Annotated in this window: 23 protein-coding genes; 10 read left to right on the top strand and 13 right to left on the bottom strand. The window is 64.5% G+C overall.

Translation table 11 applies throughout. The features are described 5' to 3' along the window. Positions 1-275 precede the first annotated feature (275 nt). The 4 genes from ABIA96_RS20050 to ABIA96_RS20035 all read left to right on the top strand — a co-directional run bounded on the left by ABIA96_RS20050 (position 276) and on the right by ABIA96_RS20035 (position 4982). Entirely contained in the window at positions 276-1847 is a 1572-nt protein-coding gene (locus tag ABIA96_RS20050) for an ABC transporter ATP-binding protein (RefSeq protein ID WP_354138771.1), read from the top strand. Then, positions 1831-2922, top strand: coding sequence for an ABC transporter permease (locus ABIA96_RS20045; RefSeq protein WP_354138770.1), 1092 nt, complete (start codon positions 1831-1833; stop codon positions 2920-2922). Before ABIA96_RS20050 ends, ABIA96_RS20045 begins: the two co-directional genes overlap by 17 nt. Further along, complete coding sequence (locus tag ABIA96_RS20040) at positions 2909-3826, top strand: ABC transporter permease (RefSeq protein WP_354138769.1); 918 nt, start codon at positions 2909-2911, stop codon at positions 3824-3826. Before ABIA96_RS20045 ends, ABIA96_RS20040 begins: the two co-directional genes overlap by 14 nt. A gap of 79 nt (positions 3827-3905) precedes the next feature. Next, complete coding sequence (locus ABIA96_RS20035; protein WP_354138768.1) at positions 3906-4982, top strand: BMP family ABC transporter substrate-binding protein; 1077 nt, start codon at positions 3906-3908, stop codon at positions 4980-4982. Positions 4983-5082: 100 nt separating this feature from the next. Here the strand turns inward: ABIA96_RS20035 and ABIA96_RS20030 are convergent, their stop codons facing one another. After that, positions 5083-6432 (bottom strand): 8-oxoguanine deaminase, encoded by a 1350-nt coding sequence (locus tag ABIA96_RS20030; RefSeq protein ID WP_354138767.1) that lies wholly within the window; start codon positions 6430-6432, stop codon positions 5083-5085. Positions 6433-6586: 154 nt separating this feature from the next. Between ABIA96_RS20030 and ABIA96_RS20025 the strand changes: the two genes are divergently transcribed. Both ABIA96_RS20025 and ABIA96_RS20020 read left to right on the top strand, forming a co-directional pair. After that, positions 6587-7414 (top strand): FAD binding domain-containing protein, encoded by an 828-nt coding sequence (locus ABIA96_RS20025; RefSeq protein ID WP_354138766.1) that lies wholly within the window; start codon positions 6587-6589, stop codon positions 7412-7414. Then, complete coding sequence (locus ABIA96_RS20020) at positions 7411-10137, top strand: molybdopterin-dependent oxidoreductase (protein ID WP_354138765.1); 2727 nt, start codon at positions 7411-7413, stop codon at positions 10135-10137. Before ABIA96_RS20025 ends, ABIA96_RS20020 begins: the two co-directional genes overlap by 4 nt. Here ABIA96_RS20020 and uraD read toward each other — a convergent pair. The 9 genes from uraD to ABIA96_RS19975 form a co-directional block, all read right to left on the bottom strand. Then, entirely contained in the window at positions 10134-11021 is an 888-nt protein-coding gene (gene uraD / locus ABIA96_RS20015) for a 2-oxo-4-hydroxy-4-carboxy-5-ureidoimidazoline decarboxylase (protein WP_354138764.1), read from the bottom strand. The two genes, ABIA96_RS20020 and uraD, sit on opposite strands and share 4 nt — an antisense overlap. Before the next feature lie 7 nt (positions 11022-11028). After that, positions 11029-11964 (bottom strand): allantoinase PuuE, encoded by a 936-nt coding sequence (gene puuE, locus ABIA96_RS20010; protein ID WP_354138763.1) that lies wholly within the window; start codon positions 11962-11964, stop codon positions 11029-11031. Next, positions 11965-12378: a DUF3830 family protein gene (locus tag ABIA96_RS20005; protein ID WP_354138762.1), complete on the bottom strand. Its 414-nt coding sequence runs from the start codon at positions 12376-12378 to the stop codon at positions 11965-11967. Between the two features lie 90 nt (positions 12379-12468). Further along, on the bottom strand, positions 12469-12747 hold the full coding sequence (locus tag ABIA96_RS20000) for a hypothetical protein (RefSeq protein ID WP_354138761.1): 279 nt from the start codon (positions 12745-12747) through the stop codon (positions 12469-12471). Positions 12748-13812: 1065 nt separating this feature from the next. Next, on the bottom strand, positions 13813-14208 hold the full coding sequence (locus ABIA96_RS19995) for a hypothetical protein (protein WP_354138760.1): 396 nt from the start codon (positions 14206-14208) through the stop codon (positions 13813-13815). A 141-nt stretch (positions 14209-14349) separates the two neighbouring features. Beyond that, a complete protein-coding gene (locus tag ABIA96_RS19990; protein WP_354138759.1) occupies positions 14350-15669 on the bottom strand; it encodes an alpha/beta hydrolase in 1320 nt (439 codons plus the stop codon). Between the two features lie 115 nt (positions 15670-15784). Beyond that, positions 15785-17572: a chloride channel protein gene (locus tag ABIA96_RS19985; RefSeq protein ID WP_354138758.1), complete on the bottom strand. Its 1788-nt coding sequence runs from the start codon at positions 17570-17572 to the stop codon at positions 15785-15787. Positions 17573-17584: 12 nt separating this feature from the next. Further along, on the bottom strand, positions 17585-18238 hold the full coding sequence (locus ABIA96_RS19980) for a class II aldolase/adducin family protein (protein WP_354138757.1): 654 nt from the start codon (positions 18236-18238) through the stop codon (positions 17585-17587). 172 nt (positions 18239-18410) lie between these two features. Further along, entirely contained in the window at positions 18411-19034 is a 624-nt protein-coding gene (locus ABIA96_RS19975) for a MarC family protein (protein ID WP_354138756.1), read from the bottom strand. Positions 19035-19182: 148 nt separating this feature from the next. Here ABIA96_RS19975 and ABIA96_RS19970 point away from each other — a divergent pair, with 148 nt between their 5' ends. From ABIA96_RS19970 to ABIA96_RS19955, 4 genes are all read left to right on the top strand, one after another. Further along, a complete protein-coding gene (locus tag ABIA96_RS19970) occupies positions 19183-19752 on the top strand; it encodes a YciE/YciF ferroxidase family protein (RefSeq protein ID WP_354138755.1) in 570 nt (189 codons plus the stop codon). 188 nt (positions 19753-19940) lie between these two features. Beyond that, positions 19941-20324, top strand: a complete 384-nt coding sequence (locus ABIA96_RS19965) for an Hsp20/alpha crystallin family protein (RefSeq protein WP_354138754.1) — start codon at positions 19941-19943, stop codon at positions 20322-20324. 8 nt (positions 20325-20332) lie between these two features. Further along, positions 20333-22726 (top strand): endopeptidase La, encoded by a 2394-nt coding sequence (gene lon / locus ABIA96_RS19960; protein ID WP_354138753.1) that lies wholly within the window; start codon positions 20333-20335, stop codon positions 22724-22726. 4 nt (positions 22727-22730) lie between these two features. Then, positions 22731-22886: a hypothetical protein gene (locus tag ABIA96_RS19955; RefSeq protein ID WP_354138752.1), complete on the top strand. Its 156-nt coding sequence runs from the start codon at positions 22731-22733 to the stop codon at positions 22884-22886. Between the two features lie 70 nt (positions 22887-22956). On the opposite strand, the gene ABIA96_RS19950 is transcribed toward ABIA96_RS19955, so the two are convergent. The 3 genes from ABIA96_RS19950 to ABIA96_RS19940 form a co-directional block, all read right to left on the bottom strand. After that, complete coding sequence (locus tag ABIA96_RS19950; RefSeq protein ID WP_354138751.1) at positions 22957-23259, bottom strand: HU family DNA-binding protein; 303 nt, start codon at positions 23257-23259, stop codon at positions 22957-22959. Between the two features lie 282 nt (positions 23260-23541). Beyond that, a complete protein-coding gene (locus ABIA96_RS19945; protein ID WP_354138750.1) occupies positions 23542-24774 on the bottom strand; it encodes an acetyl-CoA C-acetyltransferase in 1233 nt (410 codons plus the stop codon). 168 nt (positions 24775-24942) lie between these two features. Continuing rightward, positions 24943-26406 carry a GH1 family beta-glucosidase gene (locus tag ABIA96_RS19940; protein WP_354138749.1) on the bottom strand — a complete coding sequence of 488 codons (1464 nt, stop codon included), beginning with the start codon at positions 26404-26406 and terminating at the stop codon, positions 24943-24945. Positions 26407-26465: the final 59 nt, after the last annotated feature.

Below are 26465 nucleotides of genomic sequence, written 5' to 3'. Positions count from 1 at the left end.
CCAAACGCGAATGTCGAAGACGGCCCGTCGTCGTGAGGGCGAAATGCTTACGCAGCGATGGCGCGGCTTTGCTCAACTTCACGTCAAGCCTGCATAGCGGGTTCCGATTTGGCTTGAACCGTCACAAATTTGCAACAGCCGCCGCGTGCGGCGCGCGACTGCCCTCCTGCCGAAGCGTTGAGCAAGGGATGACGCTTTTTCACACCTTACGCGGCGGTTCAAACTAGCCCACTATTGAGGCACTTCATCCCATGCCAGCGCAGCTGCATCAGCGAATGTTAGATCCGACGCCTAACGGCCTGCATTCCGGCGAGTCCCCGTTGCTCAGGACGGTCGGGCTCACCAAGCGCTATGGGGACTTCCTCGCCAACGATTCCATCGATATCGACATCCGGCCGAAGGAAATCCACGCCCTGCTCGGCGAGAACGGCGCCGGCAAATCGACACTGGTGAAGGCGATCTATGGGCTGATCCAGCCCTCTGCCGGCGAGATCCGCTGGCAGGGCGATCGAATCGTGCTGTCCGGCCCCTCCGAGGCGCGCAGCCGCGGTATCGGGATGGTCTTCCAGCACTTTTCGCTGTTCGACAATCTCACCGTCGCCGAGAACGTCGCCCTCGGCCTCGACGGCAAGGAATCCTTCAAGGACATGTCGGCGCGGCTGGAGCAGGTGTCGAAAACCTATGGACTGCCGCTCGATCCCAAGCGCGAGGTCTGGCAACTGTCCGTCGGCGAACGCCAGCGCATCGAGATCGTCCGCGCGCTGATGCAGGATCCGAAATTCCTGATCCTGGACGAGCCGACCTCGGTGCTGACGCCGCAGGAGGCCGACCAGGTCTTCATCGTGCTGGAGCAGCTCAAGGCCGAAGGCCGCGCCATCCTCTACATCAGCCACAAGCTCGAGGAGGTGAAGCGGCTCTGCGACACTGCCACGATCCTGCGCGGCGGCAAGAAGATCCAGACCTGCAATCCCCGGCTCGAGACCGCCGCCTCGCTCGCGCGCATGATGGTCGGCGGCGAAATCAAGGAGGTGAAGGCGGCCGCTGGCCGGCAGACTACGATCCCGCGGCTGGTCGTCAACGATCTCTCGCTCGCCTCTAGCGAGGCGCACGGTGTGCGGCTGGAGCATATCTCGTTCGAGCTGAAGGGCGGCGAAATTCTCGGCATCGCCGGCGTCGCCGGCAACGGCCAGGACGAGCTGTTCGCCGCACTGTCCGGCGAACGGCTGTCGAAGGATCCCGGCACGGTGGTGATCGAAGGCATCGCCGCCGGCCATCTCTCGATCACCAAGCGGCGCAAGCTCGGCGCCGCTTTCGTGCCCGAAGAACGGCTCGGCCACGGCACCGCGCCGCGCATGAAGCTCTCGGAGAATGCGCTGCTGACGGGACACGCCGCCAGCGGCATGGTCAATCACGGCTTCATCGACACCGCGGCTACGCTGAACACCGTGGACAAGGCGACCGAAACTTTCGACGTGCGCAAGGCCAAGCGCGACCCGGAAGCAGCATCCCTCTCCGGCGGGAACTTACAAAAATTCATCGTCGGCCGCGAGATCCTGCGCAACCCGGCGGTGCTGGTGGTGAGCCAGCCGACCTGGGGCGTCGATGCCGGTGCGGCCGCCGTCATCCGCCAGGCGTTGCTGGATCTCGCAGCCGCAGGCGCCGCGGCGCTGGTGACCAGCCAGGATCTCGACGAGCTCGCCGAAATCGCCGACCGTATCGCCGTGATGTTCCACGGCCGCCTGTCGGAGCCGCTCGCCACGCGCGACGCAACACGCGAAAAGCTCGGCCTGTTGATGGGCGGCAGCAGCCTGGAGCCGAAGGAGGCCGCGCATGCAGTTGGTGCTTGAGAAGCGCACTGAGCGCTCCAACGCGATCGCGCTCGTCTCGCCGCTCATCGCGATCGGCCTGACGATCGCGACCATGACCATCCTGTTCGCAATCCTCGGCAAGAATCCACTGCTCGCCCTGCAAGTCTATTTCATCGCGCCCTTGACCGACGGCTATTCGCTCCAGGAGATCGCGGTGAAGGCGACGCCGCTGGTGATGATCGCGATCGGGCTGTCGCTCTGCTACCTCGCCAACGCCTGGAACATCGGCGCCGAAGGCCAATTCCTGATTGGTGCTGTCGCTGGAAGCTGGATTGCGGTGAAGACGCAAGGCACCGACGCCGGCGCCTGGGTGCTGCCGGCAATGCTCGTGCTGGCCGCAGCCGCGGGCGCGCTCTATGCGCTGATCCCGGCGATCTGCAAGGTGAAGTTCGGCGCCAGTGAAATCCTGACCAGCCTGATGCTGGTCTATGTCGCCGACCTCCTGCTGGATTATCTCGTGCGCGGGCCCTGGCGTGACCCGAATGGTTTCAACTTCCCGACCACGGCCGAGTTCGATCCGGTGGCAACCGTCCCGTTGCTGATCGAAGGCGGCCGGCTGCATCTCGGCTCGATCATAGCCCTGCTGGTCGTTGCGGCCGCTGCGATCCTGCTCGGGCGAACCATCAAGGGGTTCGAGATTCGCGTCGTCGGTGCCGCGCCGCGCGCCGCACGGTTCGGCGGCTTCAACGCCGATCAGCTGATCATCCTGACCTTCGCGGTGTCGGGCGCGCTGGCCGGCCTCGCCGGCATCATCGAGGTTGCCGGTCCCGTTGGACATCTCCAGCCCGGCATCTCACCGGGCTACGGTTTCACTGCGATCATCGTCGCATTCCTCGGACGGCTGAACCCGCTTGGAATATTAATTGCAAGCCTTTTTCTCGCACTGACCTTTATCGGCGGCGAACAGGCGCAGATCGCAATGAAGATCCCGTTGGACGTCACCAAGGTCTTCCAGGGAATCCTGCTCTTCTACGTGCTCGCCTGCGATTCCCTCATTCTCTACCGCTTCAAGCTGGTCTTTCCGAACCGTCAGGTGACCCGTGGAACTGGTTGAAGCCATCATCCTGTCGGTGCTCGCGGCGTCGACGCCGCTCCTGATCGCGGCCACCGGCGAGCTCGTGACCGAACGCTCCGGCGTGCTCAACCTCGGTGTCGAGGGGATGATGATCGTCGGCGCCGCCTGCGGCTTTGGCGGCGCATGGCTGACCGGATCGATCTTCATCGGCGCGCTGTTCGGCATCATTGCGGGCGCGATGATGTCGTTGATTTTCGCGCTGATGGCACTCGGGCTCGCAGTCAACCAGGTCGCGACAGGGCTCGCGTTGACCATTTTTGGCGTCGGTCTCTCCGGCTTGATCGGCGCCGGCTTCGTCGGTGAACGCATCACGCCAGCGATCCATCTCAATATTCCAGGGCTCACCGACATTCCGCTGATCGGCCGCGTGCTGTTCGGCGAAGACGCCTTCGTCTATTTTTCCATCGCACTCATCATCGCCGTGTGGTGGTTCCTCTACCGCACGCGCGCGGGCTTGATCCTGCGTGCCTGCGGCGACAACCACGTGTCCGCCCATGCGCTCGGCTATCCGGTGCTGCGCATTCGCACCCTCGCCGTGATGTTCGGCGGCGCCTGTGCCGGGCTTGCCGGGGCCTATCTACCGCTTGCCTACACGCCGTTCTTCATTCCCGGCATGACCGCGGGCCGCGGCTGGATCGCGCTGGCGCTGGTCGTGTTCGCATCCTGGCGGCCGGGCCGCCTTGTGGTCGGCGCCTATCTGTTCGGCGCGGTCACAATCCTGCAGCTGCATGCGCAAGGCTGGGGCGTCGGCATTCCCTCGCAATTCATGTCGGCACTGCCTTATCTCTCGACCGTCATCGTGCTGGTCCTGTTGTCCAGCGCGCGCACCGGCGGCTCGACCGCGCCAGCAGCGCTCGGCACCGTGTTCGTGCCTGACCGCTAGAGTTTTCATTCCCGCAGCGTGCGCGATGGGGCGCGCACATTGCAAATCGTGGCTTTCCCCCGACGTTTGGAGATTGATGATGAGGAAATCACTTCTTGCGCTGGCTGCCGGCCTTCTGCTCGCCGGGAGCGTCAGCGCAGCCTCCGCCGCCGACAAGCTGAAAGTCGGCTTCATTTACCTCGGCCCGATCGGCGATCTCGGCTGGACCTATCAGCACGAACTCGCCCGCCAGGCGCTGGTGAAGGAGCTCGGCGACAAGATCGAGACCACCTATCTCGAAAACGTACCGGAGGGTCCCGACGCCGAGCGCGCCATCGAGCAGCTCGTCCGCGCCGGCAACAAGCTGATCTTCACGACGTCATTCGGCTACATGGACCCGACCCTGAAGGTCGCCAAGAAATATCCGAACGTGCATTTCGAGCACGCCACCGGCTACAAGCGTAATCCGAACATGTCGACCTATTCGGCCAGATGGTATCAGGGCCGCTACATTCAAGGCCTGATCGCTGCCAAGATGTCGAAGTCCGGCGTGCTCGGCTATATCGGCTCGTTCCCGATTCCCGAGGTCGTCTCCGGCATCAACGCAACGATGCTCGCGGCGCAGACCATCAACCCGAACATCAAGGTCAAGATCATCTGGGCTAATACCTGGTTCGATCCGGGCAAGGAGGCCGACGCCGCCAAGGCGCTGATCGACCAGGGCGCCGACGTCATCATGCAGCACACGGATTCGCCAGCGGCGATGCAGATCGCCAGCGAACGCGGCAAGCTCGCCTTCGGCCAGGACTCCGAGATGATCAAGTTCGGGCCCAAGACCCAGCTGACCTCAATCCTCGATACCTGGGGCCCCTACTACATCGCCCGCGTCAAGGCGGAGCTCGACGGCAGCTGGAAATCCGAGGACAGCTGGGGCGGCCTCGACAGCCACATGTTCGCGATGGCGCCGTACACCAACATGCCTGACGACGTGAAGAAGATCGCCGAGGATGCCCAGGCCGCGATCATCGCCGGCAAGCTGCATCCGTTCAAATGCCCGGTGATTGGGCAGGACGGCAAGGAGATCGAGTGCAAGGGCGGCGCCAATCTCGCCGACGGCCAGATCCTCGGCATGAATTTCTACGTCAAAGGCATCGACGACAAGCTGCCGGGCAAGTAGCACGCTTCTTGCTTTGACTATATCACCTGCTCCTTCCGGAGGAGGTTCGGAGGGGGTGGCCGGAAGCACCCGGCACTTGTGGTCGCCCCCTCCTTCTATCTCATCCCGCGTGCATCGCCCGCGCCGCGGTGCTGTGCCGGCGGATGAGGTCCGGAACGTCCAGCCCCGGGATCGCGCCGTCGATCACGGCCCAATTCCCCGCCACCATCACTCGATCGGCTCGATGCGCCCCGCACAGCACCAGTGCGGCCAGCGGATCGCCATGGCCGGAAAAGCGCAGCTCGTCCAGCCTGAGCAGCGCGAGGTCGGCGGCCTTGCCGACCGCGATCTCGCCGAGTTCCGGCCGACCAACGCACGCCGCCGAGCCCTTGGTGGCCCAGCGCAGCGCATCCCTGTGGCTGACCCTGGTCACGCCGTAGCGCGCCCGCTGCAGCAGGAAGGCGGCACGCACCTCCTGCATCAGGTTCGATCCATCGTTGGAGGCCGAGCCGTCGACGCCGATGCCGATTCCGACGCCGGCCTCTTCCATTTCGCACACCGGACAGCAGCCGGACGCCAGCAGCTGGTTGCTGCACGCGCAATGGCTGATGGTGGTCCCGGCCTTGCCGAGCCGCTGCATCTCGTCGGCGTTGAAGAAAATGCCGTGGGCGAGCCAGGTCCGCGCGTTGAGCCAGCCGCACTGCTCGAGATAGTCGAGCGGGCGGCAGCCGTACATCTGCTCGCAGAATTTGTTCTCATCCTCGGTCTCGGCGAGATGGGTGTGCAGGCGCACGTCGAGCTTGCCAGCGAGATCGGCGGTGGCGCGCATCAATGACGTTGTCACCGAAAACGGCGAGCACGGCGCCAGCGCAATCTGCACCATCGCATCCGCACCACGCTGATGGTGCTTTGCGACCACGCGCGCACTGTCGGCGAGGATCGTGTCTTCGTCCTGCACGACACTGTCAGGCGGCATGCCACCGTCGCGCTGCGACAGGTTCATCGAACCACGCGTCAGCAGCACGCGCACGCCAAGCCGCTTTGCGACGCCCACCTCGATGTCGACGGACTCTTCAAGCCCCGCCGGGAAGACATAGTGATGATCGGTCGTGGTGGTGCAGCCCGACAGCAGCAGCTCGGACATCGCCACGGTGACGCCGAGTTCGAGCGACTCCGGCGTCAACTTCGCCCACACCGGATAGAGCGCCTGCAGCCAGGGAAACAGCTCGCGGTCCATCGCCGCCGGCAGCGCCCGCGTCAGCGTCTGGTAGAAGTGATGATGGGTGTTGATGAGGCCCGGCAGTACGACGTGCTCGCGCGCATCGAACACCGTGACATCTGCGGTCGCCGGCGTCCCAGCAGCCGGTACGAGTTCAACGATGCGACCGTCTTTGACGACGATCCCGCGCCCGGCACCGTCCGCGAGGATGGCCAGGGGATCCCTGATCCAGATCGGCTTTGCGTCGCTCATGATCCTGTTTCTCCTCGCCCTGGCTAACGAATGGCCTGCAAGGCAGAGGCCATCCCGAGAGCGTTACTGCTGCGACTTGTTGTTGCCACTTGGCGCTGGTCTTGCAAGACTTTCCCTCAGGCCAATTTCACCCGGCGCAGGCGTTGTCGCAGCCATGGACTTGAATACCATCACAGCGGTCGCCCATCCGCAAACGCGCGCACAGCTGCCCGTCTGGACGCCAGGTGATGCCTGGCTCGCGGGCGGCACCTGGCTGTTCTCGGAGCCCCAAGTCCGGCTCACACGGCTGATCGATCTCACTGATCTGAAATGGCCGGCCCTGGCGATCACCGACCGCCACCTCAGCATCGCCGCCACCTGCACGATCTCGCAACTCGATGCGCTCACCTGTCCGACCGACTGGCTCGCAGCACCGCTGATCAGCCAATGCTGCCGCGCTTTTCTCGCTTCTTTCAAAATCTGGAAGACGGCGACGGTCGGCGGCAATCTCTGCATGGCGCTGCCGGCAGGACCGATGATCTCGCTCACCGCCGCGCTCGACGGCGTCTGCACCATCTGGAAGGCCGGCGGTGGCGAGCAGACGATTTCCGTCGCCGAATTCGTCACGGGCAACCAGAGCAACCGACTCTCGTCGGGGGACCTGCTGCGGCAGGTCGACATTCCACTTGCCGCGCTGAAGCGCCGCTCCGCGTTTCGCCAGATCTCGCTCGCATCCGGCGGCCGCTCCGCAGCACTTCTGATCGGAAGCCTCGACAGCGCTGACGTGCTGAAACTGACTGTGACCGCATCGACGGTACGCCCGATCCAGTTGTCCCTTCCAAAGCCGCCCGACGCGAACGCGCTTCGCACGGCAATCGCCGAGAAGATCACCGACGATCTCTATCACAGCGACATTCATGGCAAGCCGTTCTGGCGCAAGCACATGACGTTGCGGCTCGCCGAGGAGATCCGCGCCGAGCTCCTGGATGCAACGCCGCCATGAGCTTCGAGGTCAATGGCACGAGCTTTCCGCAAACGCCGCGCGCGGGCCAATGCCTGCGCACGTTCCTGCGCGAGCTCGGTCATTTCGGGGTGAAGAAAGGCTGCGACGCCGGCGACTGCGGCGCCTGCACCGTGCTGCTCGACGGCGAGCCCGTGCATAGCTGCTTGATCCCCGCGTTTCGCGCGGAGGGGCGCGCCGTCACCACGATCGAAGGTCTCGGCGGCGTGCATGGCGCGCATCCAATGCAGCAGGCCTTCCTCGACGCGCAGGGGTTCCAGTGCGGCTTCTGCACTGCCGGCATGATCCTGACCTGCGCCTCGCTGAACCAGGCGCAGCGCACCGATCTCGGCGCCGCATTGAAGGGCAACATCTGCCGCTGCACCGGTTATCGCGCGATCGAGGACGCAATCCACGGCACGAGCAATGTCGAGGAGAGCGTCGAGGCCGGCGGCGCGTTCGGCCGCAGCCTGCCGGCGCCGGCGGGCCCGGACGTCGTCCGCGGCACGGCGCGCTATACGTTCGACACAGAAATCGACGGCCTGCTGCACATCAAGCTGCTCCGCTCCCCGCATGCGCACGCGAGGATCGTCGCGATCGACCGATCGGCGGCGATGGCCGTCCCCGGCGTCCACGCGGTCCTGACGCATGAGGATGCGCCTTCGGTGCTGTTCTCGACAGCGCGGCACGAAAAGGACTGGATGGACCCCGACGACACCCGCATCCTTGATGACGTCGTCCGCTTCATCGGCCAGAAGGTCGCCGCCGTGGTCGCGGAGAGTGAAGGCGCGGCCGAGGAGGCATGCCGCCGACTGAAGGTGGAGTACGAGATCTTGCCCGCGCTGATCGATCCTGAACAGGCGATGATGCCGGGCGCGCCGATCGTTCATCCCGAACGCACCACCGCGGACCGCATTGCCGACGCGCAGCGCAATCTCGTCGCGGAGACGCATGGCGAATTTGGCGACGTCGCTTCGGCGCTCACTACATCCGCCGTCACGTATGAGGCCACCTTCCACAGCCACCGTGTGCAGCACGCGGCGCTCGAGACCCATGGCGGCCTCGCCTGGCTCGATGATGCCGGTGTGCTCAACGTTCGCACCTCGACGCAGGTGCCGTTCCTGACCCGGCGCGCGCTCTCGGACATCTTCCAGCTTCCCATAGACAAGGTCCGCGTGTTCTGCGAGCGCGTCGGTGGCGGCTTTGGCGGCAAGCAGGAGATGTTGGTCGAGGATATTCTGGCGCTCGCTGCGCTGAAAACGGGCCGTCCCGTCAAGCTCGAGCTCACCCGCGAGGAGCAGTTCATCGCGACGTCGACGCGGCACCCGATGCGGGTCCATATCAAGGCTGGCGCCGATGCCGACGGCAAGCTCACCGCACTGCAGCTCGACGTGCTCTCCAATACCGGCGCCTACGGCAATCACGGCAGCTCCGTGATGTTCCACGCGGTGTCGGAGTCCATTGCCGTCTACAACTGCCCGAACAAGCGGGTCGACGGCTTCGTCGTCTACACCAATACGGTGCCCGCCGGCGCGTTTCGCGGTTATGGCCTGCCCCAGACCGTCATTGCGGTGGAAGCTGCGATCGACGAGCTGGCGAGACAGCTCGGCATCAGCTCCTATGACATGCGCCGCCGTAATATCATCAGACTCGGCGATCCCATGCTGTCGCCGCCGGAATCCGAATATCACGACGTGCTCTATGGCTCCTACGGGCTCGACCAATGCATCGACCTCGTCGAGCGCGCGATGCAGGTCGATCAGCCGCAGCTCAAACTGTCGCCGGAATGGCTGATCGGCGACGGCGTCGCGCTGACCATGATCGACACCGTGCCGCCGGCGGGCCATATCGCCGATGCCATGCTCGTGCTCAACGACGATGGTGGCTTCGATCTCACCGTCGGCACCGCCGAATTCGGCAACGGCACCAGCACCGTGCACCGGCAGATCGCCGCGACGGTTCTCGCGACCACAGTCGACAGGATCCGCCTGCGCCAGTCCGACACCGCCCATGGCGGTCACGACACCGGCGCCTATGGCAGCACGGGCATCTTCGTTGCCGGCAAGGCGACGCAGGCCGCGGCCACGCTGCTTGCGACCGAATTGAAGGCGGCCGCCGCTAACGCATGGCTTTGCGCTGCCGGGACTTGCACGCTCGAGGGCGATTTCGTCGTCAGCGGCGTGCGGCGGATGTCTTTCTCCGAGCTGGCGAAGCTCGCGCGCGAAACCGGTCAGCCGCTCGCCGCTCACGGCAATTCCGGGGGAACGCCGCGCTCCGTCGGCTTCAACGTGCACGGCTTTCGCGTCGCAGTGAACAAGGCCACCGGTGAGATCAAGATTCTCAGGAGCGTGCAGGCCGCGGATGCGGGCGTTGTCGCCAACCCCATGCAGTGCCGCGGCCAGGTCGAGGGCGGCGTTGCGCAGGCCCTCGGTGCGGCGCTCTACGAGGAGATGGTAATCGACGCGGAGGGCCGCGTCACCAATCCAAAATTCCGTGACTACCATCTGCCGTCCTTCGCGAACGTACCGCGCACCGAAGTTTTCTTCGCCGAGACCTCCGACACGATCGGACCACTCGGCGCGAAGTCGATGAGCGAGAGCCCTTACAATCCGGTCGCCGCTGCGCTCGGCAACGCGATCGCGGACGCCACCGGGATCCGCTTCACCGCGCCGCCCTTCAAGCCGGACCGGCTGTTTCCGGCCCTGCACGACAAGTTCGGCGACTAGCTCCCGCGGTACGTCGAATAGCTCCAGGGCGTCACCAGCAGCGGCACGTGATAATGTCCCTCGGGCTCGCTGATCGCGAAGCGCAGCGGGATCTCGTCGAGGAACGGCGGATCGGGGAGCTGCACGTTGCGCCCGGCGTAATATTTGGCGACGCTGAAGCGGAGCTCGTAGCGCCCGATCGGCAGCGGACGGCCGCCGATCAGCGGCTGGTCGGTGCGGCCATCCGCATTGGTGACGCTGCGTGCGATCACGCGGCTCTCGCCGAGCGCGGCGAGCTCAACCAGCTCGACCGCAATCCCGGGCGCGGGCTTGCCGGCGTGATTGTCCAGCACATGCGTCGAGAGCCGGCCGTGCACCTTCAGCTTGTCGTCGGCGCTGACAAGCTGATCGAGCCGCAGCGCAGCGATACGAGAGATTTCCTCGAGCGCGCGGCGTGTCTCGGTCTTGGTGATGTTCTGCAGCCGCGCCTCGAAGTCCCGCAGGATGGAATCCTTGGTGTGCCGGCGCGCGCAGACGATATAGGGGATGCCAAATTTTTCGCGATACGCATTGTTCGCCCGCTCGAAGGCTGCATATTCTGTGTCCGACAAACGGTCGAGACCGGCGCTGTTCTGCTCGGCACTCGAGTCAGGCGTGAGTCCCGCTGCGCGCTGGGTCTTGTTGGCGAGGTCGGGGTGTGCGCGTATCAGCGCCAATTGCACTTCAGGCTCAGCGCTCGCGATTGCCGCCTTGATCGCGTCGAACAGTGGATTGATACCGGCAAACGGACGGCGCGCCGCGGCTTCTTGGGCAATCCAAGGCGAATATTCGACCACGTTTTCAAGTACGGCGACGAAATCGTCGAAGCTCGCGACATTGAGATCAGACAAGGCGATATGCGACATTGCTTCCCTATCCGATCTCGAAAGCGTTGTCGGCAAGACCCGCATGCTTGTCGTGCCAGTGTTCCGCGATCTGCAATCGCGTCGGCACCCAGACGCGCTCGTGCTTGCCGATATAGTCGAGAAAGCGGATCAGGCCTGCGGCGCGGCCCGGCCGGCCGGCGAGACGGCAGTGCAGCCCCACCGACATCATCTTCGGCGCGGTCTCGCCTTCGGCATAGAGCACGTCGAACGCATCTTTCAGATACGTGTAGAATTGTTCGCCTTCGGCAAACCCTTGCGGATTGATGAACCGCATGTCGTTGGCATCGAGCGTATAGGGAATGATGAGCTGTTTGCCGCCCGCACCCTTGACCCAATAGGGCAGATCGTCGGCATAGGAATCGCAGAGATAGAGGAAACCGCCTTCCTCCATCAGCAGCCGGTTGGTGTTGATCGAGGAGCGCCCGGTGTACCAGCCGAGCGGCCGCGAACCGGTCGCCTCGGTGTGGACGCGGATCGACTCGGCAATCTCGGCGCGCTCCTGCGCTTCCGTCATGTCCTTGTGCTCGATCCATTTCAGGCTGTGGCTCGCAATGTCCCAGCCTTGCTCCTTCATCGCGGCGACGATTTCCGGATTGCGCTTCAGCGCGGTGGCGACACCGAACACGGTGGTCGGCCATTTGCGTTCAATGAACATGCGCCACAGCCGCCAGAAGCCGGCGCGCGAGCCATATTCAAACATGGATTCGATATTGGCGTGGCGCTGGCCCGGCCAGGGCTGCACACCGAGCACGTCGGACAGGAACGCTTCCGACGCGCGGTCGCCGTGCAAAATGTTGTTCTCGCCGCCTTCCTCGAAATTGACGACGAACTGCACCGCAACCCGCGCGTTACCGGGCCATTGCGGATGCGGCGGATTGCGGCCGTAACCGCGGAGATCGCGCGGGTAGCTGATATCAGTCACTCAGACTTCCTCGAAGCGGATCGGCAGCGCGCCTTTCCAAAGCACGCTCTTGCCCAGCGTCGCGAGATTCTCCAGGCCCGAGGTCACCGTGATGAAGTGATTGCCGGCGAGCTGGCCCATCTTGCTGGCGAAATGCACGCCGCCATAGGCCATCAGGATCTCGGTCTCGCTGATGCCGCCGGGATAGAGGATGATCTGCCCGGGCGCGGGATAGCTGGTGTGGTTCTCGTAGCCGACGCCAAAATCGAGATCGCCGAGCGGCATCCAGACGCCTTCGCCGCTCCAGCGCACATGGATGATGTGGCTCTCGAACGGCAACGCCTTGCGGAACACCGCAACGGTCTTGGGCGCCGCCTGCTCCTCGAAACGGGCATCGAAGGTGAAATCACCGGCGCGGATAACGAGTTTGCTCATCTCATCTCTCTGGATCGGAGGCCGTAGTCCCACGGGTAACTTGCAAGCAAAGAGCATTCCAGCGGGCTTCGCGCAAGTGGCGCTGGGCCCTCACCTGCGGTCGTAAGACCAGCCGAACAGGCCGCTCCGCCGCACCTCCGGCTCGGGCTCCACGATCGGCGCTGGAGCCTGCTTCAGTTCCGCCTGCGGCGGGGGCGGCGGAGGCGCCGGCAGGCTCTCGCATTTCATGGAGTAGACCAGCTTGCCGTCCGCGGTGCGTCCGATCGGCGCGCAGGGGTCGGGATGCGCCACCGAGGTTTTGGAAGCAGGTTTCACCTGCGCCACAGCCGGCGAGGCGATCAAAAGCAGGACCAGCAGATATCTCGACATCGTTGTCGCGCCTGAAACCTCGATTGGCCCATTCAACCGGATTGCAAAGGTCAAGTCCATCGGGCCGGGCGGGAACGATTGCCGAATATTTAGCCGCCCCATCGCGTGTCCCGGACGCGCTGCAGCGTGCAACGCTGCTGCGCAGAGCCGGGACCCAGAAGCCACGCGGATTGCTGGGAGACATGGGCCCCGGCTCTGCAGCGCACCGTCGAAGAGACGCTGCGCTGCGTCCGGGGCACGAGGGCGGAGTGTGTCGCACGGGCCTCTCCCCGTCATTGCGAGCGCAGCGAAGCAATCCAGAGTCTTTTCGCGGAGGGATTCTGGATTGCTTCGCTACGCTCGCAATGACGGAGCAAGGGGTGACATCTCCGTTCTCCAGATCGCATTTTGAATCGCAGGCACGCCTTCCCGCCCTCGCGGCGCGTTTCGCCCGAGCTTTGCTTGATCTCTCTACCCTCTTATCCAAGAGGGCGCAGGGAAGACCGGGTGCCAGCCGGCACCCGCGGTCCGCTGCGCGAAATGTAGCGCAGAAAAACCGCACAGCAGCATACAGGTGTAGCCAATCACTCGGCCTTCCCTGCGCGATGGGTTGACGGCTTATGCCGTGCTCTCCCGGGAGCCGAATTCCTTCTGGCCTCCCTCGCCTCGCAGATCAGCAATGCAGTTGACCCGGTTGGGCGCTCCGCACCTCCGCGAAAAGCTTGACCGTAGCAACGACGGCCAGGACCACACGGTTTTGCCGTACGCGCGTTCGCCAGCCGCCACAGGGTTCGACGGCATCGTGCACGTAGCCATCGAAATGTCAGCGAGACGAACTTGACAGCGCCGCTCATCCACACGCGGTTTCGGGCTCACAGGGACTACCCGCCCTGCCCGCCACCCCTCGTGCCGACGCTGCCGCGTCCACCGCAAGCCCAGCTCGCAATCAGTGACGACGTACGATCGCCCCTCAAGGATGAGCCGGGATGGGCGACATATACGCGATTTCCGAATTTCGGTAAAGCGGAATGTTTTTACAGGGAGGGATTGACAGCCTATGCAGCTGTTTCGCCCGCGAGACAACCCTCAGTACGGATTGTAGTAGCGCGGCCCGCCATAGTAGCCGTAGCCGGGCCCCGGCCCATAATAGCGCGGACCGCCGCCATAATAGTAGTTGTCGTAATAGTCCTGGCGCCGGCTCTCGGCGATCGCGCCACCGATCAGACCGGCCGCGACGCCCATGAAGGCAAGGCCCGCAGCGTTCGGTCCGCGCCGGTAGTGGTGATGGCGCCGCGCGGCGCTGAGATCGGTCGCGCTGGATGAACCTTGCCCTGCCACCGCGGCCGTCGCGGGCGGCGCCTTGTCCGGCATCGGGGACGCGGCGGCCGCAGGCGATACCGCCGCAGCGACCATGGCCAAACTGGCGAACGCGGCCAGCGCCGCGCTACGGCCAACTCTCGAATTCACGAACCTGTCACTCATCCTAACGTCCTCTGTTCTCGCCAAAGAAGAGATACCGAAACAACGGATAACGCACAAAGCACCGAAAGGGTTTCGTGATCGCGGCAATCTGCCGCGCTTTGAACGATTGGACCAAATTGAGTGAACGCGGTCGCGCGCCCCTTACGCCCGGTAGCTCCAGTATTTCCGGAGCGCATCACCTGAGGCCTGGAGGTCAAAGCGCTGGTCGGGTGCGAGTTGCTGCGCGATCAAATTGAACATGTCGTTCAGGATCGAGCGCTTCTCGCCAAAATACGAATGGTGCAGACCAACCAGGCTGGTATCGACCAGCGACGCATCGATCGTATCGATGCCGTCGACGACCGTCAGGGCATCGCCGGCCTCGCCCGCCCTGGGATAACCGTGGACGAATTTCGAGGCCAGCAGCGCGACGTCGCGCGACGAGGCATAGAGCGTGACGCGCGCGGCGCAGCCTCTGAATTTTGCAGCGAGCTGGACGAAGCGGTCGCGGTCGATGTCGGGCGCGGCAAGGATGATCTGACCGAGCTTGGCGGCGCCGGCCGGCAACTGCCACGACGTGACGCGCTCGAGCGTGTTGATGACCGCGCGATTGCCCATGCTGTGCGCGATGATGTGAACCTTGCCGGCGCCGATCTCGCCGAGCGCGAGCTGGAGAAACGCCTCGAAATGATCGCACGACCAGTCGATCGTGCTCTCGTCCACGGTGTACTGCTTCGTATCCCCGGCCGACGCCCAGCTATACAGCAGCGTCTGGCCTGCGAACTTCAAATCCACTGAAAGCTGAGCGGCCCGGCGCGCCGCATCTTCGAACGTCACGTTGAAGCCATGCACGAAGATCAGGACGTCGTGCTCGTTCGCGACCGCCAGCGAGTTCTTCAGGCTCGTGACGAAGGCGTCCCGGCCAAGCGGCCCGACGGTTTTGAGAATCACGTGCTTCTCGGGATTGGCCGAGAATTCGAAGTGCCACCAGCTGGGGCTGGTAAGTTCGCCGAGGTCGCGGCCGCGCGTGGGCACACTGACCTCCGCGATCCCCAGGGAAAGCGTGCCGCGCGCACCGCCAAAGTAACGCGCCGGCGTCTCGTCGCCCCGGGCGCGGTCGGTGCCGTAGAAGACGGGAATCGTGACAATTCCGGTCGCCTCATCCGTGGTCGGCCGGACTGTATCCGGGACGATGGGCGGCGACACCCGACCGCGACGGGTCACGGTCTCCCTGGTGGCAACGGGCGCTGCCATGTCTGTCATCACGAGCTCGACAAGATCCACGGCCGGCGGCTCCGCGAGCAGCCGCACGACCAACAGGTCGAGCGACTGACGAAGCTTGCCCGGATCTTCGCCCTGGCCGGCGCGCCCGGCGAGCTCCTGCAGTTCCTCACCGTAAGCAGGCCATTTGTCGCCCAGCAGATCCTTGAACCGGGGCCCGAGTTCGAGCAAGGCAAGCAACAGGCGAAGCGTGTCCGACATCGCACGGCCCTCGTCGCTGAAGGCGGCCAGGCACCAGCCCTGCCATCCGTCCCTAGCCTAGAGGTTGTGAACGATCTGGCAAGTCCGCTGCGCGTGCCAGCGTCAACTTGGGCGCCTACGACAGCGCACCCAGCACGCCGCGCGTGGCCTTGTCGATTTCCTCGACATAGCGACGGCGGGCGAAGGTCTCGGTCAGGAAGCCGACCACCTTGCGGCTATCGGTGGAATCGACCACCGCCAGCATCTCGGCCTCGGCCTCGTCGAACACCGCCATCGCGCTCTTCACATTCATTTCCGGGATCAGCACGATCTCGGTCAGGCGCGCCAGCTCGATGATCTGGATGTCGTCGGCGATGGCGTCGAGGTCGCTGGAGAAAAGGTCAGGCAGCAGGACGAGGCCGACATATTCGTCAACATTGTTGACGATGACGATTCCGGGCCGCGATCCCAACGCGAATTCGCCCCTCGTGGCGGCGATGGTGGTGGTCGACGGCACCTTGCCGACGTCGGAGCGCATCAGACGCTCGACGGTGAGGTTGCGCAGCCAGCCGACGTCGTTGGCGCTGCGGATGGTTTCGCCGCGCAGATGCAGGCGCCAGGTCGAGAAGGAGTGGCCGAACATGAAGCGGACGCAGATCGAGGTGACGATGCAGCCGGCCAGCACCACGGCGGTGACATCGACATTGCGGGTCATCTCGAGCACGAGGAACGACATGGTCAAGGGACCGCCGACGATGGCGACGCCCAGAGTGGCCATGCCGGTCAACATCGCCACCAGCGGATCGATCACAAAGTTCGGGCTGATCAGCAGCAGCACAGCGGCAAAGAACTTTCCGATCAGGCTGCCGACGAACAGCGAGGCGAAAAAGAGACCGCCGCGGAAGCCGGACGCCAGCGAGATCAGGCAGGCCGTCACCTTCAAGGCGATGATGATCGCGATCAGGCCGATCGTCATGTCGTGGAAGAGATCGAGCACCATGGCGCCGTGCCCGGCCGCCAGCACCTGCGGCGTGACGATGGCGAAGCTGCCGACGATGAGGCCGCCGATCACCGGGCGCAGCCAGACCGGCAGCCATTTGAACAGGCGTTCGAACTTCGAGGACGAGCGCATCACGGCGATGCCGACGCCGCTGGTAACGAGCGCGAGGCCGATCAGCGCCAGATATTGCTCGACGCCGACGGCGCTGACTTTAGGGATTTCGAGCGAGTAAGGCGCGCCGCCGAGCCATTGCGCGGTCAGCGCGCCCGCGAGCGAGGCCGCCAGGATCGGGGCGGCGCTGCCGACCGAATAGACGCCGACGATCAGCTCGCAGGCGTAGAACGCGCCGGTGATCGGCGCGCCGAACGCCGCCGCGATCGCCGCCGCAGCGCCGCAACCGACGATCAAACGGAGGTCGTTGCGGCGGAGGTTGAAGAATTTACCGAACAGCGAGGCGATGCCCGAGCCGATCTGGGTGTAGCCGGCCTCGAGACCGACCGAGGCGCCGCAGCCGTTCGAGATCAGCGTCTGGCTCGACACCACGACGCTGTCGCGCATCGACAGATTGCCGCCGCGCAGCGCGTTGGCCTCGATCGGGTCGACCGCGCTCGAGAGTTTCAGCCGCCGCCGCCACCATTCCATGATGCCGAGCACCAGGCCGCCGAGCGCAGGCGCGAGCAGGGCTGCCCAGGGACTGACACGTGCATTGGCGGAGAGGCGGACATCGACGGGAATGCCGTAGATCCACATATGCGCGATCTGCGCGATCTCGGCCATCAGCGTCACCACCGCGCCGGCCAGCGTGCCGATCACGAGCGCCAGCGGGATCAGGTAGAACTCGTTGCTGCGCAGGAGCGCGCGCAGCCGAACCATGGTGCGGTTCGTCCCCTTGCCGTCGACGAAATATCTGATCCGCGCGAACACCGTCTGCCAGCCCTACCCTTCCGACATGCCGTAGCCGGCCATGCGATGGCGGACCCGCTCGATCTCGGCGCTCGACAGCAGCGGCGGTTTGCCGATCTGGAGACAGCCGTGATATTGCCGCGCCAGCGTCTCGACCTCGACAGCGAGCCACATTGCCTTGTCGAGCGTCTTGCCGACCGCGATCATGCCGTGATGGTCGAGCAGGCAGGCGAGCCGGCCGACCAGCGCGCGCACCGCATGCTCGGACAGTTCCGCCGTGCCGAAGGTGGCATAAGGCGCGCAGCGGATGCTGTCGCCGCCTGCGGCCGCGATCATGTAATGCACGGGCGGGATGTCGAGGCCCATGATCGCCAGGATGGTGCAATAGGTCGGATGGGCGTGCACGACGGCGTCGACGTCGGCGCGCTCCTTCAGGATGTCCAGATGGAAACGCCACTCGCTGGATGGCTTCTGGTCGGGGGCATGCGAGCCGTCCATCGCCATGAAGACGATCTGATCCGGCGTCATGCCGTCATAGGGCACGCTGGTGGGCGTGATCAGGAGCCCATGGCCAAAACGCACGCTGATATTGCCAGAGGTCCCCTGGTTGATGCCGAGCGCGTTCATACGGCGGCAGGCGTCGATGATGGCCTGTCTCTTGTCGAGCTCGTCCGCTGTCATCGACATCTCGATTTCTTCTCGACTTCTTGGCGATGGACGTTGTTAGACCGGAAGTACGTCAAAGCAATATGGCAGTGCAAGCGAAAGCGGCCCGGATCAGGCGCTGACTTGCCGGCATTCCCGCCGAGCTACAAAATCGACTGTAATATCAACAGATTAACAGATTGCCGCAGCTCTATCACAGGCTTGCCCGGACGGCCACGATTCCGTTGATCACGAACTGCACCGAATAGGCCGCGAGCAGCATGCCCAGCACGCGCGAGAGCACCGCATTTCCGGTGCGCCCGAGCGTCCGTGCGATCAGGCTCGCCGAGATGAAGCAGAGCATGCAGATCAGGCACACCGAGAGGACAACCGCGAGAATGATCGCGAGCTTCGCCCCATAGCCGGCATTGCCCGCCAGCAGCAGCGTTGTCGCGATCGCGCCGGGACCGGCCATCATGGGGATGGCGAGCGGAAACACGGCGACATCGGAGGCATGCTCCGCGGTCGCCTTGTCGGCCTCCCGGGCCTCGCGATGCGGCCGGTCACCGAAAATCATCTGATAGGACACGCCGAACAGCAGCAGCCCGCCCGCGATCTGGAACGCGGGAATGCCGATCCCGAGCTGGCGGAGCAGCCAGTTTCCGGCCAGCGCGATCACGACCAGGATCGAGGCCGCGATCAGCGGCGCCCGCAACGCGACCACCCGCTTGATTTTGTCGGGCATGCCGCCGGTCGCGGCCAGAAAGGCCGGCGCAAGGCCGACGGGGTCGACCACCAGCAGCAATGTGACGAAGGCGGACAGGGCGAAGTCGAGCATGAGTGTGCGTCTCGGCCGGACGTGGTCAGACGGCAAGGCATAGCGGCTCGCGAGGGCCTTCGCGAGGAACAATTGCTGTCGAAGAGTCTTTATCGCCCGAGGATTGAGGAAGGGCATGCCTTCCCGTGTCGCCTCATGAGGAGGACTTATGGCTAAACAAGCAAAGAAACGTGCGAACAAGAAAAAGACCGCGGCGCGCCGCCCGCGTCAGGCGCCGAAGATGCTGAGCGACCTGTTTCACGAGACGCTGAAGGACATCTATTACGCGGAGAACAAGATCATCAAGACGCTGCCCAAGATGGCCAAGGCCGCGCATTCGAAGCACCTTGCCGCCGCCTTCAACAAGCATCTGCGGGAGACGCAGGGTCAGGTCAAACGGCTTGAGCAGATCTTCAAGATGCTGGGCAAGCCCGCGCGCGGAAAGCCGTGCGAGGCGATCAACGGCATCACCGACGAGGGCGCCGAGATCATGAAGGATTTCAAGAACGCTCCTGCCCTCGACGCCGGCCTGCTCGCGGCAGCCCAGGCCGTCGAGCATTACGAGATCTCCCGCTACGGTACGCTGCGCACCTGGGCCGAGGAGCTCGGCATGGCGGACGCGGCAAGGCTGCTTCAGGCGACGCTGGACGAGGAAGAGGCGACCGACCACACCCTGTCCGAACTCGCCACGTCGGTCATCAACCTCGAAGCGGAAGAAGAATACCGCGCCGCCGCCTGACTTCAGAATTCCGCTCAATTGTTGCCTCCGGCGCCGCGGATCGTCTCCGCGGCGTCGATGCGTCTGAGCGCAAGGGGCCTCCTCCGGCTTGGAGGCCAGGCATGCTCCAAACGCGCGATGCTGGAATTTGTGGGAACCATCCCCATATCCTCGTTTTCCAACCGCAGCGCCTTCCCCGAGTTTTTGCCATGCAACCTAAAAATCCTCTCGACTGGATGCTGTCCGAAGCCCTGGACTCGTTGACCCGCGCCGAACGGCTGCGTCAGCAGTTCGGTCGTCAGGAGGCCTGCTGGGAGCCGCCGATCGACGTACTCGAAACCGAGCATGAACTCCTGATCCTGGTCGCGCTTCCCGGCGTCAATCCGGACAATGTCGAGACGGTGATCCAGGACGGCGTGCTGATCATCTCCGGCCAGCGCACGCTTCCGCCGGAGCTTCGCAACGCCCGCATCCACCGGCTCGAGCTGCCGCAGGGGCGTTTTGAGCGCCGCATTGCATTGCCCCTTGGCCGCTACGCCATCAGCCGCTTCGTGATGGACGGCTGCGTCGCACTGCGCCTCGCCAAATCCTGAGGTCGATCATGGCCACCGAACAGATGAACACCGAACAGACCAATCCTGACGTGAAGATTCCCGAAGACGCACTGATCATCATCCCCGTGCGCGAGATGGTGCTGTTCCCCGGCGCCATCGCGCCGATCGCGATCGCGCGGCCGAAGTCCGTCGCCGCCGCGCAGCAGGCGCTGCGCGAGCAGCGGCCGATCGGCATCGTCCTGCAGCGCAGCCCCGAGACCGAGGAGCCCGGTCCGGACGATCTCTATCGCGTCGCGACCATCGCCAACATCGTGCGCTACATCACCGCGCCCGACGGCACGCATCACATCGTCTGCCAGGGCGTACAGCGCGCGCGCATCCTCGACTTTCTGCCGGGGACGCCATTCCCGGCCGCGCGCATCCAGCAGATCCCCGAGCCGACAACGAATTCGCCGGAGATCGAGGCGCGCGCGCTGAACTTGCAACGCCTGGCCATCGAGGCGACCGAACTGCTGCCGCAGGCGCCGCCCGAGCTGGTCGCGATGTTCCAGAGCACCACCGCGCCCGGCGCGCTGGCGGATCTGGCGACGTCGTTCATGGACATCAAGCCGCAGGACAAGCAGGAGGTGCTGGAGACCATCGATCTCGCCCTGCGCGTCGAGAAGGTGTCGAAGCACCTGGCTGAGCGGCTGGAGGTGCTGCGCATCAGCAACGAGATCGGCCAGAAGACCCGCGCCAGCTTCGACGAGCGGCAGCGCGAGGCAATCCTGCGCGAGCAGATGGCGACCATTCAACGGCAGCTGGGCGAAGGCGACGGCAAGGCCGCCGAGGTCGCCGAGCTGACGGCTGCGATCGCCAAGGCCGACATGCCGCCGGAGGCGGATGCGCATGCCAGGAAGGAGCTGCGCCGCTACGAGCGCATGCCCGAGGCCGCCGGTGAATCCGGCATGGTCCGCACGTATCTCGACTGGCTGATCGAGCTGCCGTGGGCGCTGCCCGCGGAGAAGCCGATCGACATCAAGGAAGCGCGCCGCATCCTGGATGCCGATCATTTCGGGCTGGAGAAGATCAAGAGCCGGATCATTGAATATCTGGCGGTGCGCAAGCTGGCGCCGCAGGGCAAGGCCCCGATCCTGTGCTTCGTCGGCCCGCCCGGTGTCGGCAAGACCTCGCTCGGCCAATCCATCGCGCGTGCGATGGATCGCCCTTTCGTGCGCGTCAGCCTGGGCGGCGTGCATGACGAGGCCGAGATCCGCGGCCACCGGCGCACCTATATCGGTGCGCTGCCCGGCAACATCATCCAGGGCATCAAGAAGGCCGGCACGCGCAACTGCGTCATGATGCTCGACGAGATCGACAAGATGGGCCGCGGCGTGCAGGGCGATCCTTCTGCTGCGATGCTGGAGGTGCTCGACCCCGAGCAGAACGGGACGTTCCGGGACAATTACCTGGGCGTGCCCTTCGACCTGTCGCGCGTGGTGTTCATTGCGACGGCCAACATGCTGGACCAGATTCCGGGTCCTCTGCTGGACCGCATGGAGCTGATCAGCCTTGCCGGCTACACCGAGGAGGAGAAGCTGGAGATCGCCAAGCGCTATCTGGTGCGGCGGCAGCTCGAGGCCAACGGCTTGACTGCCGAGCAGGCCGAGATCGAGCCGGAGGCGCTGAAGCTGGTCGTCAAGGGTTACACCCGCGAGGCCGGCGTGCGTAGCCTCGAGCGCGAGATCGGCAAGCTGTTTCGCCATGCCGCGGTGCAGGTCGCCGAAGGCACGGCTGCAAAGGTCGTGGTGACGCCGAACGACATTGGCACCGTGCTCGGCCAGCCGCGCTTCGAAGGCGAGATCGCGCAGCGCACCAGCATTCCGGGCGTGGCCACCGGCCTTGCCTGGACGCCGGTCGGCGGCGACATCCTGTTCATCGAGGCCTCGCGCGTGCCCGGCCGCGGCGGCATGATCCTGACCGGCCAGCTCGGCGACGTCATGCGCGAGAGCGTGCAGGCGGCGATGACGCTGGTGAAGAGCAAAGCCACGCAGCTCGGCATCGATCAAACGCTGTTCGAGAAGAGCGACATCCACGTTCACGTCCCTGCGGGCGCGACCCCGAAGGACGGCCCGAGCGCGGGTGTGGCGATGTTCACGGCGCTGACGTCACTGCTCACCAATCGCACGGTGAGGAGCGACACGGCGATGACGGGCGAGATCTCGTTGCGTGGCCTGGTGCTGCCGGTCGGCGGCATCAAGGAGAAGGTGGTGGCTGCGGCCGCCGCCGGACTGAAGCGGGTGATGCTGCCGGCGCGCAACAAGCGGGATTACGACGACATCCCGAAGAGCGCGCGGGACAACCTCGAATTCATCTGGCTGGAGCGCGTCGACGAGGCCATCGCCGCAGCGCTCGAGCCGGTCCAGGCCAACGTCGACTCCAAGGTCGAAGCGGCGGAGTGATGCGATGAAGAAACTGCTGGAAGAAGCAAAGCGATCGCGGACGACACAGCGGCTGCGCCAGCTGCTCGATAGGGTCATCGACCGGGTGCGCGATGCGCTGGCAGGACCCGAGCCGCGGCTTCAGCCGATCCCGGTTCGGGCCAAGCGCCGCAGGGGCTGATCCCCTCCGTATCGGCCCCTACGTCGCTCGTTACAAAAGGCCCCCTCTCATCGAGGGGGCCTTTGCGTTATCAGGCCACGGCATCCTTGGCAGCCTTGACCGGGCGGGCGCGGACGATCTTCCGGGCCGGCTTGGCCTTGAACATCATCTCTTCACCCGTGAACGGGTTGGTGCCCTTACGCGCCTTGGTCGCGGGCTTCTTGATGACGACGAACTTGGCGAAGCCCGGCACCAGGAACAGGCCGCTCTTCTTGAGCTCCTTGTGGCCGACGTCGGTCAGCGTCTCCATGACGCTCTTGACGTCGCGCTTGGAAAGCTCGGTGACGGTCGCAATCTTTTCGATCAACTGCGATTTGGACATTTGGGTTGGCATCGTGTCTCCTCTGATTCGTTGCCGGTTGCATATTAGACCAACCGGCGAAGGCCTATAGCCTTCTGCACAGTTTTGTCACGGTTTTTGCGGGCTTTTTGGCCCCCTGCGGCAGAAACCCCCTGCTTTTTAGCTACTTCCTGAGCGGACGAAGCCTCGGACAGCGGTTTTTGCCTTGTTTCAAAGGCCCGCAAGCCGCCTTGCTAATGCTGATTCGATGCTTTCGACAAGCGACGACCGGCCTCTTTGTCGGAGGCCGGTCGCGATTCACCCCGAAAAATAAGGCTAGATGCGCTCGATGATGACCGCCGGCGCCATGCCGCCGGCCGCGCACATGGTGACGAGACCACGCTTGAGGTCGCGCCGTTCGAGCTCGTCGAGCACGGTGCCGATCAGGATCGAGCCGGTCGCGCCGATGGGATGGCCGAGCGCGATCGAGCCACCATTGACGTTGACCTTGGCACGGTCGAGCTTGAGATCGCGGATGTATTTTTCGGCAACGACCGCAAAGGCCTCGTTGATCTCGAAGAGATCAATGTCGTCGACGGTGAGCCCCGCCTTCGCCAGCACTTTGCGCGTCGCCGGCACCGGCGCGTTCAGCATCAGGGTCGGCGAGTCCCCCATGTTCGCCATCGCAACGACGCGGGCCCGCGGCTTGAGACCATGCGCCTTGGCGTAGGACGGCGAAGCCAGCAGGATCGCAGCGGCGCCATCGACGACGCCGGACGAGTTGCCGGCGTGATGCATGAAGTCGATGTTCAGGTCCGGATATTTTTGCAGGATCAGGCCGCGATAGGTCGTGCCCTTGTCGTCGAGCGCATAGTCGGCGATCGCGGGGAATGCCGGCTTCAGCGCAGCGAGGCCTTCCATCGTGGTCTGCGGCCGCGGATATTCTTCATGGTCCAGCGCGAGGCTGCCGTCCTCGCGATGGACGGGCACAAGGCTCTTCTTGAAGTGACCGCCGGCAATCGCCTGCGCTGCCCGCTTCTGGCTTTCCAGCCCGAGCGCATCGACGTCCTGCCGCGTGATGCCCTCCAGAGTCGCGATCGCATCGGCGCAAACGCCCTGATGCGATTGCGGATGCCGCGCACGCAGGCGCAGATTGCCGGAGTCCATCATCATCGGACCGCCGCCACGGCGTCCCTCCATCGACATCATCTCGCAACCGCCGGCGATGACGAGGTCTTCAGCGCCCGCCATGATCGAGGATGCCGCCATGCTGACGCTGGTAATGCCGGAGCCGCAGAAACGATCCAGCGTCACCGCGCTGGCGCGCACGTCATAGCCAGCATCGAGCGCTGACATGCGGCCGAGATCGCCGCCTTGCGTCGCGACCTGCGCGCTGCAGCCCCAGACGATGTCGTCGACGTCGGCGGTGTTGATGCCGGTGCGATCGGCCATCGCGCGCAGCACGGTCGCGCCAAGCTGCTGCGGATGAATGCCGGAGAGTGCTCCCTTGCCGGCCTTGCCGACGCCCCGCGGGGTGCGGCAGGCATCGATGATCAGCGCGTCGGTCATGGGCGTTATCCTCTTTTTATGAGTGTTGAGGCGGTTTTGAATCAGGGGGAGAGCGGAGTCAATGTGCGGTGCCTTCACTTCGCCTCTCCCGGTTGCGGGGAAAGGCCGGATTTTACGCGCAGCGGAAAATTCGGGTGCGGGGGAGTCTCTGCAAGGGAGAAAATACCATCACGCACCCGCCGCGTTGGTTGCGATCACGTTGCGGTAAAAGCTCGCGCTGAGTTTTGGCGTGCGCACCTGGGTGTCGAAATTGACGTGATAGAGCCCAAAACGCTTGTTGAGCCCGAACACCCATTCGAAGTTGTCCATCAGGCTCCAGAGGAAATAGCCGCGCACCGGCACGCCCTCGGCGGTGGCGCGCTGAAGCTGCGCGAGGTAGTTGCGCAGATACATGATACGGTCGGTGTCGTAGATCTTGCCGTCTTGCGTCACCTGGTCGTCGCCGGAGGTCCCGTTCTCGCTGATATAGATCGCATTCGTCTTCCAGATTTTTGCAGCCAGCTTCGGCACCCAGTAGATCGTCTCGGGGCCGACGCGGAGCCAGTCCGAATTCATGTGGGGGAAGGCCTTTGGGATGGGCAGCGGCATGAAGCCCGCGCCCTGGTCCGACGCAACGATGTAGTGCTGCGGCGCATAGATGTTGAGGCCCAGGAAGTCGACCGGTGAGGAGATGATCTTCAATTCCGCGTCGGTGTATTTCGGTGCGTCGGCGCCCGCGTATTTCAGAAACGCGTCCGTATAGCGGCCAGTCATGATGACGTTGAGATAGCCGGCGTTCATCTCACGCAGCGCGATCTCGGCGGCGCGGACGTTTTCGGGCGTATCGATCGCGGGAATGCAGGCATCGATATTCTCGGCCGGACCCACGCGCGTGCCGCGCCGGCCATGGGCGCGAACCGCCTGCACCGCGAGCCCGTGCGCGAGCGCGCTGTTGTGCCGGATCTGGTTCACTTCAGCCTGCGGCAGCGTCAGGCCCGGCGCGTCGATGCCGATGCCGTAGCCGAAATAGACGAAGCGACCGCTCTCATTCAGCGTGAAAACATTCTTGACGCGATCGGTCAGGTGCCCGGCAACATAGGCTGCGTAGTCGCCAAAGATCTTGCAGGTCTCGGTCGAGCGCCAGCCGCCGAAGCGATCTTGCAGCGATTGCGGCAGGTCCCAATGATAGAGCGTCAGCCACGGCTCGATGCCGTTCTTCAGAAGCTCATCGACCAGGCGATTGTAGAAGTCGAGCCCTTTCGGGTTCGGCTTGCCGTCGCCGTCCGGAAACACCCGCGGCCAGGCCACCGAGAAGCGATAGGCCTTGCAGCCGAGTTGCTTGATCAGCGCGATATCGTCCTTGTAGCGGTGATAGTGCTCGTTGGCGCGGTCGCCGGTGGTGCCGTCCTCGATCTTGCCGGGGATGCGAACGAACTTGTCCCAGATCGAGGCCCCTCGCCCGTCCTCGTCGACCGCGCCCTCGACCTGGTAGGACGAAGTCGCCGTGCCCCAGAGGAAATTTTGCGGAAAGCCGCCGGCGCTACGTCGCACTGCTACGGGCATGGCGTCGGCGAGTTCCAGGGGACCCGTCATTCCGGCTGCGGACAGCCCCGCGATTTTCGCGAACTGGCGACGCGAGACCTTGTCCGACATTGATGCTGCCCCGAGATGATTGATGCGGCGGCACAATGACGGGGCGCAGGCGCTTTGAA

It is taken from the genome of Bradyrhizobium sp. LB11.1, assembly GCF_040549385.1.
GTDB lineage: Bacteria > Pseudomonadota > Alphaproteobacteria > Rhizobiales > Xanthobacteraceae > Bradyrhizobium.
This window is presented reverse-complemented; position numbering and strand designations above follow the sequence as displayed.